Genomic DNA, 7,578 nt, shown 5'->3' with positions numbered 1-7,578 from the left:
CGAAGGCCAGCTTCAGTTCCGCCGCCTCGGGCCAACGCGTCAACGCCTCGGCGTACGCCGCCTGCGCCGCCGCCCACTGGTCGCGCGCCTCGGCGTCGCGAGCCTGCGCCAGCGCCCGATCCGCCTGCCAGCTCACCGGGCGCCTCCGAAGCTGACCCCCAGCCAGTTGGCCAGGCGCGCCGCGACCCCCTCCCAGCCGCTATCGACCATCAGCGCATGGCCGATGGCCACGAATTCCGGCTCCACGTGCCAGGCACGCGCCGTCGCCATGACGTCGATGCGGGGAATGATGCGGTCGTGTTCGGCACCCAGCACCATGCAGGGCACATCGTGCGGCATGCCCATCAACAGCCAGGGCTGCGGCATCAGCAATTCGGTCAATGCCAGCGTCGATTCGGGCTGCGCGCGCGCGGCAAAGGCGTTCAGCCGCTCACGCGTCATGCTGTCGGAGAACAGCAGTTCGCGCAGCAGCGCGTAATCCAGCCCGTCCGGCCCCAGGTGCCACTGGAAGCGGTTCAGCCCGCCCAGCAGGTGGGGCGCGCTCAGGCCCATATAGGTCAGCGACCCGGCCAGGCCATAGGGCGGCACGCTCGCCAGCAGTGCCAGCCCCGCCACCGGATGCTTGCGCGCGTGGCGTTGTGCGAGATAGCCGCCGAGCGAGTGCCCGATCAGCACCGGCGGCGCCGCCAGCTGCGCGGCGACATCGGCGATGTCGCGCTGGTAGTCGCCCAGCGAGCACAGATCCAGCCGCTCGCGCCCCGCGCTGCCGGCGTGCCCCACCAGGCTCAGCGCGTGGCAGTCGTAGCCCAGGCCGGAGAAATACGGCAGGAAGGTATCCTCCCAGCACCAGGCGCCCACATAGGCGCCGTGCACGAACAGCAGCGGCGGCGCATTGCGCGCGGCGCCCGGAGCGGGAGCGCGGTGCAGCACTTCCAGATGATGGGGTTTGCTCATCGAACGAATCCTATGCCCAGCCGCAGGCTGTTGGTGCGCTCATCGTAGCTACGCAGGCTTTCGCCGTAACCGTCCCAGTATTGCAGGTAGGCGTAGAAATCGATGCCCAGCCATTGTCGTAACGGATAGGACACGTCCACCTGGATCGCACCCTTGTCCTTGTTGCCGTAACGGATCAGCGACGCTACCGTCAGCCCCTGCCCGTTGCCACCCTTGAAGCGCCAGTCCACATAGCCGCGGTAGCCCGCGATGTCCGGGTTTTCGTCCATCTCGGTGATGTAGGCGCCCAGGATCGGCGAAAACACAAAGTGCCACTGCGCCACGTCGCCCCAGGTGAAGGTGGGGTTGATGAACAACTGGTTGAGATCGCGCGATTCGTCGCCGCCCTTGCCGTTCGATTCGTGCCGGAACCCATAGGCCAGGTCGAAGCGCCCCACGTGCGGCAGTTGCGCGATGTTGGCGCGCTCGTAGTAGAAAGACGGCTTGTAGCTGGTGTCGTAGAACGGCGTGGATTCCTCGCCGATATCCCACAGCGACGTCTGGGAATAGGCAAAGCGCAGGCCGGCCAGCCAGGGATAGCGCTTGGCCAGCGCACCGTCCGGGTCGAACACTTGGTAGCGGAACCCGAACTGGAAGCGCGCATCGTCGCCATTCGGCGAAAACAGGAAATACATCGGATCGTGCGCACCGAAGCGCGCGGCGCTGTAATTGAGCAGCGACGTATTCTGGATCTGCGTTTCCGTCGGCGTCGCCACCGCCACCTGTGGCAGGTCGGCGGCCTTGGGCACGGGCGGCTCCTCGGTCTTGCTGAACGCGTACCGCACCAGCCGCGCGCTTTCCGGCGCCAGCTCGAACGGCACGGCGGGGCCGACCAGCTCGCAGGGGCGCGAGCCCGGGCAGGTCAGCGTCGCCATGGGCGTCACCTGCTTCACCTCGGTGCCACGGTTCACATACAGCACATCCACGGTCGCGGCGCCCACCCCGCCAGGCAGGAACACGGTCTCCGCCGCCAGCCCGGCGCCCACGGGGGCGCACGCCAGCAGGCAGGCGACGGTCCGGGCATATCGCATCTTTTTCTCCCATGGCCCGGCAGCCTGCGCCCCGGGCTTGAATTGAACGGGCAAGCCGGCGATTATCCAGCGAAACCCGCCAGCCCGGCATACGGGGTGTCCCGTCGTCGGCACCGGGCTGATCGTCGTCAAACGATGTGCGGTATCAGGTGGCCTCCAGCAGCCACAGCCCCTCGCGCGCGCGACTCATGGCCACGTACTGCTCGCGCACGACCTGGAGGTCGGCATCCGCCAGCCGGGCCGCCGACGGCGCCTCGGGCAGGATCACATTGCGCCACTCGTTGCCTTTGCAATGCAGGATGGAGGTCAGTACCACCTTGCTGCCGAACCCCACATTGCCCCGCGCGAACTGCGTCGCCAGGGTGTCGAGCCCGGCCAGGAACGCCGTTGCGCCGTCCCGGACGATCCACGCCACCAGTTCGTTCAACGCCTGGCTCGATGCCCGCGCCGCCGCCGCGGTGGGCGCCGCGCCGGCGAACCACTGCCGCACCCGGTGGCGCGACAACCAATCGTGCAGCGCTATGGCATCGCACGGCACCGCCTCGGCGCCATCGCGCTCGGCCAGCATCTGCAACGCCATGGGCACGTGATCCGGGATATAGCGCGGCGCACGCTCGCCGGGCACCCGCTCCGCCAGCAGCGTGCCCAGCGCCGCGCGTTCATCCTCATCCAGCCCGGTGCTCGGCCCGGCGGCGTATTGCAGCAGCGCCTTGCAATCCAGATGCCCGAACGAATCCGGCTTCGCCCAGCCTTGCAACAGCAACGCCGCGCGCAGGATGCGCGCCTCGCGCGATTCATGCAGCGGCGCAATGCGATCACACCGATATGGAACCCCGGCTGCCTGCAACGCGCGCATCACCGGAAACGCCGCCTGCCCCTGCGGCACGATCACCGCGAAATCCTGCCCGGCCGCGCCGGCCGCCAGCCCCCCTTCGATCAGCCGCACCACCTCCCCCGGCAGCGCCGCCCTGGGCACCGCCAGGCGCTTCATCGCCGTCCGCCGCCCCGACGCGCAGCGCAGGCTGGCACACGCCGGATTCACCCGCTGCAACAGCCCACCCACCGCCTTGGCCAGCGGGTTACCGAAACGATAGGTCAGCGACAATGGCAACTGCCGCGTCTGCGGCCAGCGCTGCATGAATTCGTCAAACGCGGAAAACGGCGTCACGCCGCGCCACTGGAAGATATCCTGCCCCCGGTCGCCCACCACCGCGATGGCGCACCCGGCGCGCGCCATCGCGCGCACGATCTCGAAATGCACGGCCTTGGTATCGTGGAACTCATCGAGCAGCACCACCTCGACGCCGCGCGCGCGCAAGCCCGCCGCCACCGCGTCCGGCTCGTACGCCAGATCGTAGGCCGCATCCCCATGGCAAAGGAAATCCAGCGATTCGCGGCACTTTTCGTATTCGTTGAACAGGCTGAATGCCCACGGCGGCAACCCCAGCCGCTCCAGCGCGAACTGGAGATTCTCCAGCTCGTAATCGTCCGCCAGCTCAGCATCGAAACCGGCGAATGGCGGCTGGGCAAAGGTCAGCCCCGCCTTCAGATTGTCGATCAGGTCCAGCGCCAGCAGCAGCGATTCATCGTCCGCGCGCAAGGGCTCCAGCCCGGCCTCGGGCAGATAGGCGTTCACCCGCGCCACCGCCTGCCGCATCGCCAGCAGCGGGCGGTCGTCATCGACGATGGCATGCCCCAGCGAGCCGGCCTGCCAGCGCTTCTCGCGCGAATGATCGCGCAGACAGCGCACTGCGAACTCATCCAGCGTATTGCAGAGCAGCGCCGCCTGCTGCGGCGCGAGATCGCCGCCTGCCCGCCCGCGATACAACTCCAGCCAGCGCGCATGTCCTTTTTGCGAATAGGTGAGCGTCAGCACCGCCTGCCCGCGCCGCACCAGCGCCTCGTGCAGCAGCACCAGCGCCGTGGTCTTGCCGGTGCCGGCCGAGGCCTCGATCAACAGCGGCATCCGCTTGCCGCGCGGCGGCACCGCCCAGTCCAGGATCGCGGACAGTTCCGGGGTGATCTCCAGTGATTCGCCGTGCATGAGGTATTCCATTCCTTCAAATCGCCGCAGGGGCGTAAAGCAAAAACCCGGGGAGCGCGCTCACCGGGTTTCGACCGCATCCGGTCTGGCCGGATGGGCATGTATACCACGCCCGCCCCGGGGCGACGACCACGGGTGACGTTGCCTCAAGGGGCCTGGCCTTCCAGGCCCAGGATCACCGGGCGAGCAGCGCCGCCGCGGCCCGCTGGTTCGCCTGCTCCGCCAGGTCCAGCGCGGTCCTGCCTTGCCCATTCCTGCATGTCGGGTCCGCGCCGCGCGCCAGCAATCGTTTCATCAGCGCCGTATCGCCGCTCAAGGCGGCAAGCATCAGCGGCGTCGCGCCCCGGGTCGTGACTGCATCGACCGACACCTTCATGCCCAACAGGCGCGCGGCGAGGCGCTCCTTGTCCGGACAAGTCACCGCCTTGCCACAGCGGGCGAGCGCCATTTCGTGCAAGGCGGTGATCCCGCCATCGCTGGCCTGCGCGGCGTTGGCGCCGGCATCGAGCAAGGCCTCGGCGTTGCGCCAGCGGCCCGCCCCGATAGCCGTCATCAATGGCGTGGCGCCGTTGCTGTCCAGCGGCGCATCGGGGTGAGCGCCGTGTTTCAGCAGCAACTCGACCTGTGCCGTGGTTCCAATCGCCGCAGCATAGGCAAGAAAGCTGGCGCCGGGCAGGCAGACATCAGGGTCGCCGCGCTGCCACAACAGGTGCGACAACGCCTCCATCTCGACAGATTCCAGCGCGCGGAGATAAGGCCGGGCGGATTCGAATTCCACGGGGAGGTCAGGCTTGGCTTCATCCAGCGAGCGTATCAACGTCGATGCCGCCACGGGCGATGCGGGACAGCGCGCGCCAACGGCAACATCCGCCTGCGCCGCCATGCTCCACAGCACTGCGCATACCCCATGGATCAAGAACCGAACACCGGGTTTCAACCGTCTGGTTTCCTATTGCACACGCTGCGGCTGGCGCGGTCGCTTTGCCTGCTGGCGCTGGATTTCCCTGGCCAACTCCCCATGCCCGGCAAGCCGGGCCGCATCGGCGGCGGAATATCCCGCCGCATTGCGGATTGCGGTATCCGCGCCATGCGCGATCAGCAATGCCACCAGCGTTCGATTACCCATGCCAGCGGCAACGATCAGCGCCGTTTCGTCATCGGGCGTTCTTGCATCGATATCGTAGCCACGTTCCAGCAACCAGCGGATCATCGCGGCGGCGCCATCGAAATTCCCGGCCAGCGCCACCATGGGCAGCAGATCGGGGTTGCTTCGCGCGTCGGGCAGGCTGGCGCCGGCCTTGAGCAATTGGCAGGTCACGCCGAGCGAATGAGACATCAAGGAGCAGTGAAGCGGCGTAACGCCATCGCGATCCGGTGCATCGACCTTTGCGCCCGCCTGCAACAACAATCGGGCGGCAGATCGGTTATCGGTCATCGCCGCAGCGACCAGTGGCGTGGCACCACTCTGGCCTCGTGGAGCATCCAGGGTCGAACGGGCTTGCTGGATGCGTTCCGCCAGCGAGTTCGTCGGGCCACCGGCAAGAATCGCGTCCAGCAGCGGATCGCCAGTGGACTTGCTCGCGGTAGCGGGTACAGGCAGATGCCGCACGCCGGAATCCTGGGCACACCACGCTTGCAGGAAGGAGGGCAACGGTGTGCCGGCAGCGACCAGCGCAGGGAACAGCATCAGGGCGAGCCCGCAACGCCCAAGGGCTCGCATCCGCTTCGCCCCCCACATTCCCCCGGCGGAGGGCCGCCCCTTCCGGAGCGCGCGTTGGGGCAACGCCCCGTCAACGCGCGGCAATGGTCCTGGCCAGTTCGGTGAAGCCGGCGCGGCGTGCCACCTGTGCGGCGGTTTCGCCGCGCGCGTTGCGCAGGCCCACGTCGGCGCCATGCTTCAGCAGCACCGTAACCAAAGCCTGATTGCCCAGCTCCGCAGCGATCATCAAGGCCGTATCGCGATTGCCGGTGGCCGTGGCATCGACCGCGTAGCCATGAGCAATCAGATAGTCCGCCACCAGCGCGGCGGGCTCGAACGATTCCGACAAGGCCACCAGCGGCAACAGCGTGGGATGGCGTTCGGGGTCTGGCAGGGTCGCGCCGGATTTCAGCAACTGGCAGGCCATGCCGAACTGGCCGCCGACCAGGGCCCAATGCAGCGGCGTATTCCCATCGCGCCCCGGCGCATCGATGCGGGCCCCCGCCTTGAGCAGCATTTGCGCCGCGGGCCAGTTGCCCAGCATCGCCGCCGTGCCCAGCGCCGTATACCCACGTTCCCCGCGGGGTCGATCCAGCTCCCCGGCTTCCAGCAACGGCTTGAACTGTGCCGGGCCCGCACCAGTGCGGACAGCGGCCAGCAACGGGTCGCCAGCAGCCCCCGCTGCCAGCGGCTTGAAGGGTTGCGAGATGGCTTGCTTGCACAGCGGCTGCCACGCACGCGGAACCGTTTCCCCCGCCCAACAACCATGGAGCGGAATCAAACACAGCAGTACGACGAACCTGAAACAGACCATCCTGCCAGCCACCTCCCTCTTCATTTCAGCCCCGCGCGCTGCGCCGCATTGCGCAGCAGGGTATTGGCTTCGCCATATCGCTGGCTCGCCATCAGTTGTCGCAGCTCCAGCGCCTCCTCCGGGTCGAGAATGCCGCGATCGACCAGTCGTTTGCCGATCCGCATCGCTTCAATCGCTGAAATTCCCGCCATTGTCTCCGGATTCAACGCCCCGATCCCCAGGTCCACCAGCGGCCCCATCGCTCGCGTCACCGCCGCGCCCTTGGCGGCGCGCAGCGAGGCCTCGGCGGCGCTCAGTTGCTGGGCGGTCTTGCGAGCGGCCTGGGCCTGCCGGGCGTCCTCGGCTTTCAGGTAGCCGCCCAGGCGCGAGGCGGAGTAGCTGGGCTCCTTGGCCGGCAAGGTGGATGCCTTGCCGCCCAGCACGTCGGCATAGGGGCCCCAGCGGTCGCGCTTCATGGCGTCGCGGATCGAGGTCTCGAGCCATTTTTCCAGCGTGCCGCCGTATTTGCCGGTCAGGAGCGCGGCCGCGCCGCCCGCTGCGGCTTCCAGGTTCTTGCTGCCGGCCTTGAGGCCGATCATCGTTTCCCCCAGCGGCCGGAACTGGGGATAACGCTGCAAGGCCATCCAGGCTTGCGGGTCGGTCCGCTTCAGCTCGGCCATGACCGACGCCATGCGGCTCGGGTTGTTGTGGCGCAGGTATTCCAGATAGCCCAGGTAATCGTGCAGTTTGGGAATCCGCTTGCGCGCCTCGCCGATCAGCGCCTGGGCCTGCTGGTAGTCCGCCTGGGCGTTGCGCGCGCGGTCGCCGTTCGCCGGCACCAGTTCCACCGTACGGCCGCGAGGGTCGATCGGGGGGCGATCCGAGTACTCCACATTGCCGAAGGCATCGGTAGTCTTGTAAAGGGTGGCCATTGCAGTTCGTCCAGTCAGATCAGTGAAACCGGCCTCGCCATCCCGGGCGAAGCGGCGCGGGTGCCAGGGCGTGTCATCAATGGTTT

7 protein-coding genes are annotated in these 7,578 nt (G+C 67.8%); all 7 read right to left on the bottom strand.

Features of this window, described 5'->3' with window-relative positions; all coding sequences use genetic code 11:
* Positions 1 to 132 precede the first annotated feature (132 nt).
* Positions 133 to 954, bottom strand: a complete 822-nt coding sequence (locus FAZ21_RS15820) for an alpha/beta hydrolase (protein WP_136774409.1) — start codon at positions 952 to 954, stop codon at positions 133 to 135.
* Entirely contained in the window at positions 951 to 2,024 is a 1,074-nt protein-coding gene (locus FAZ21_RS15815) for a phospholipase A (RefSeq protein WP_136774408.1), read from the bottom strand. The genes FAZ21_RS15820 and FAZ21_RS15815 overlap by 4 nt, the downstream gene beginning before the upstream one ends.
* A gap of 145 nt (positions 2,025 to 2,169) precedes the next feature.
* Positions 2,170 to 4,068 (bottom strand): UvrD-helicase domain-containing protein, encoded by a 1,899-nt coding sequence (locus FAZ21_RS15810; RefSeq protein WP_169307447.1) that lies wholly within the window; start codon positions 4,066 to 4,068, stop codon positions 2,170 to 2,172.
* A gap of 175 nt (positions 4,069 to 4,243) precedes the next feature.
* Positions 4,244 to 4,963 (bottom strand): ankyrin repeat domain-containing protein, encoded by a 720-nt coding sequence (locus FAZ21_RS15805; RefSeq protein WP_136774406.1) that lies wholly within the window; start codon positions 4,961 to 4,963, stop codon positions 4,244 to 4,246.
* Between the two features lie 54 nt (positions 4,964 to 5,017).
* Positions 5,018 to 5,755, bottom strand: a complete 738-nt coding sequence (locus FAZ21_RS15800; protein ID WP_169307446.1) for an ankyrin repeat domain-containing protein — start codon at positions 5,753 to 5,755, stop codon at positions 5,018 to 5,020.
* Positions 5,756 to 5,858: 103 nt separating this feature from the next.
* Positions 5,859 to 6,581: an ankyrin repeat domain-containing protein gene (locus FAZ21_RS15795; protein ID WP_169307445.1), complete on the bottom strand. Its 723-nt coding sequence runs from the start codon at positions 6,579 to 6,581 to the stop codon at positions 5,859 to 5,861.
* Positions 6,582 to 6,601: 20 nt separating this feature from the next.
* On the bottom strand, positions 6,602 to 7,492 hold the full coding sequence (locus FAZ21_RS20385; RefSeq protein WP_169307444.1) for a DUF4124 domain-containing protein: 891 nt from the start codon (positions 7,490 to 7,492) through the stop codon (positions 6,602 to 6,604).
* Positions 7,493 to 7,578: the final 86 nt, after the last annotated feature.

This window comes from Chitiniphilus eburneus (assembly GCF_005048205.1).
In the GTDB taxonomy this organism is placed as follows: Bacteria; Pseudomonadota; Gammaproteobacteria; order Burkholderiales; family Chitinibacteraceae; genus Chitiniphilus; species Chitiniphilus eburneus.
Note: the sequence above shows the minus strand (reverse complement) of the source record. Positions and strands in the feature narration are given on the sequence as shown.

Bases quoted from the DNA above. Each gene is read 5' to 3' on its own strand.
- FAZ21_RS15820 (WP_136774409.1), bottom strand. From the start codon at position 954: ATGAGCAAACCCCATCATCTGGAAGTGCTGCACCGCGCTCCCGCTCCG.
- FAZ21_RS15815 (WP_136774408.1), bottom strand. From the start codon at position 2,024: ATGCGATATGCCCGGACCGTCGCCTGCCTGCTGGCGTGCGCCCCCGTG.
- FAZ21_RS15810 (WP_169307447.1), bottom strand. From the start codon at position 4,068: ATGCACGGCGAATCACTGGAGATCACCCCGGAACTGTCCGCGATCCTG.
- FAZ21_RS15800 (WP_169307446.1), bottom strand. From the start codon at position 5,755: ATGCTGTTCCCTGCGCTGGTCGCTGCCGGCACACCGTTGCCCTCCTTC.
- FAZ21_RS15795 (WP_169307445.1), bottom strand. From the start codon at position 6,581: ATGGTCTGTTTCAGGTTCGTCGTACTGCTGTGTTTGATTCCGCTCCAT.
- FAZ21_RS20385 (WP_169307444.1), bottom strand. From the start codon at position 7,492: ATGGCCACCCTTTACAAGACTACCGATGCCTTCGGCAATGTGGAGTAC.